Here is a 2,116-nt window from a genome sequence, read left to right as displayed (position 1 = left end):
CGGCCTGTGGGTCTATTCCCCCGGGGCCCCCCCGTTCCCCCCCGGGGTTGAGGGGCCCGGGGGGGGGCCCGGGGGGGCCCCCCCCCCCGCGGGGGCCGAAGCGCTGGAGCTTGTAGCGGTCGGCGTAGCTCTTGCCGACGCCCTTGAACCCCTCGGGGAACACGCCGGTCAGCTCGCCGGAACGCAGCAGCCGCTCGGCGTCCTCCCGGCAGGCCAGGGTGTGGCCTGCCTTGCGCGCGAGCACGCCGAGCATCGGCATCTCGAAGATGAGATCGGCGGCAAGCAGCCGCAGCGCGCGCCGGGCCGGGTGGTTGTCGTGCACGGCCAGCTGCAACATCAGCCCGTCGACCGGGACGGTGCCCGCGTGGTTGGCCACGATCAGCGCGCCGCCCTCGGCGGGGATGTTGCCGATGCCCTCGACCTGCACCCGGAACCAGTGCTCCGACAGCGGGCGCAGAGTGGGCAGGATGACGTTCTCCAGCAGGTGGGCGTCGAACCCGAACTCGTCGATCGGGTAGTCGCCCGCCACCCGCCGCCGGGCGAACTCGGCGGCTCCACTGATCCGCTTGGCCAGGCCATCGCGCACCAGCTCGCCCACCGACTGCGGTGCGGGCGGCTCGGCGGCGCCGAGCCGCTCGGTCAGTGAGGTGACGACCTCGCCCCGGCCGCCCGCGGGTGTGCGGGGCCAGCGCCGGGCCGCGAGCCGCGGCCTGGCCTCGGTGGTCGCCTCACGCAGGTGGATGATCTTCGCGACGTCGTTCATGTATGTGCTCCCGTACCGGCCCCGACGAGGCCGAGCAGTTTCTGTTCTGCGGCATCGATCCAGCGGGGATCGATGACGGGCCGCAACGCTGCGCCCCCGATGAAGTCGTCGAACGCCTGCACCGTCGTCCACTGCGGCTCGAACCCGAGTTCGGCGCGCATGCGGGTCGTGTCCAGACCACATCCGAAATGGAAATAGTCGAGTTGTTCGGCGCTGAAGTCACGCATGACGTTCTCCATCAGCGCCTTGCCCGCGGTGCGGAACAGCGCGAACGGCAACGGCAGTTCCAGTCTGCCCGTTCGCCGTACCGCCTGCGAGAGCATGAGCGCGCCGTCGCCGGCGATGTTGAAGGTGCCGCCGCGCCCGGCGCGGGTGGCGTGGGCGAGCGCGCCGACCGCGTCCTGCTCGTGCAGCAGTTGCAGGCGCGCGTCGCGGCCGAGCACGGTGGGCGTCAGCGGCCAGCGCAGGTACTGCACGCCCCGGCGGGCCAGCCTCGGCCCGACCGTCGGCGCCAACCGCAGGATGGCGGTGGCGATATCGGGGCGGCGACGCGCCATGCTCCGCACGAAACCCTCGATTTCGATGCAATCGCGGGCGAACCATCCGCTCGGAGGTTTACGCGCGCTCATTTCCTCGGTGAATTTCGCCGGATCCTTCGGGCTGCATCCGTAGACCGCCGAACTCGAGCGAACGACCACCCGGCGAATCGAAGGAGTTTTCTGGCAGACCGCGAACAACTGCATCGCGCCGAGGACGTTGAGATCTTTCATGACCGCGCGACCACCCGGCGACGGCGGACGGGACAGCACCGCGGTGTGCACCACAGTGTCCACCTCGTTTCCTCCGATCACCTTTCGGATCAGTGGATTGCGGATATCGGCGCGAACGAATTGGGCGCGGCCCATACGGCGCTGGGACTCGCGGGTCGGGGTGACGGTGTCCACGGCGATGATACGTTCCACCGACTCGTCCGCGGCGAGTTCGGCGACGACATTGCCCCCGAAAAATCGGCCCGCGCCGGTGACCAGCACGACCTTGGGAGTGTGTCCGTCTCTCGCCTCGGAACCCATTGCCGAATCCCACCTGCCTGGCCGTCGATACGGCATTCGCGTCAAGATGACCGCATCAAGAGTAGCCGCGCCGCACCACCGTTGCCGAGAGTATTAACCAGCTCCTAACGATGACTTCAGTCACCCGAAACACCGTCCGGTTTCAAACCGAATTATTTCAAAAAAGTGAGGCCCCTCAACGAGGCGGGGTCGGGGCTAACTAGCCGTAGCGCCGGGGGCAATTGCGAGTTTTAGACGCGGGACACACGTTCGGGGAAGCCGGTTTGGGTGCGTCTTGTTAGAG

At 68.5% G+C, this 2,116-nt stretch carries 2 protein-coding genes; both read right to left on the bottom strand.

Annotated elements, in window-relative coordinates:
* The coding region (locus QH283_RS10935; RefSeq protein WP_280502904.1) for a 1-acyl-sn-glycerol-3-phosphate acyltransferase at nt 1–763 on the bottom strand (763 nt) is incomplete at its 3' end.
* Nucleotides 760–1,833, bottom strand: coding sequence for an NAD-dependent epimerase/dehydratase family protein (locus tag QH283_RS10930; protein WP_280502903.1), 1,074 nt, complete (start codon nt 1,831–1,833; stop codon nt 760–762). The genes QH283_RS10935 and QH283_RS10930, both read right to left, overlap by 4 nt.
* Between the last annotated feature and the right edge of the window lie 283 nt (nt 1,834–2,116).

The organism is Nocardia farcinica, assembly GCF_029867845.1.
Taxonomy (GTDB): Bacteria; Actinomycetota; Actinomycetes; order Mycobacteriales; family Mycobacteriaceae; genus Nocardia; species Nocardia farcinica_A.
This window is presented reverse-complemented; position numbering and strand designations above follow the sequence as displayed.

Coding starts and splice junctions, on each gene's coding strand:
- QH283_RS10930 (WP_280502903.1), bottom strand. CDS start 1,833: ATGGGTTCCGAGGCGAGAGACGGACACACTCCCAAGGTCGTGCTGGTC.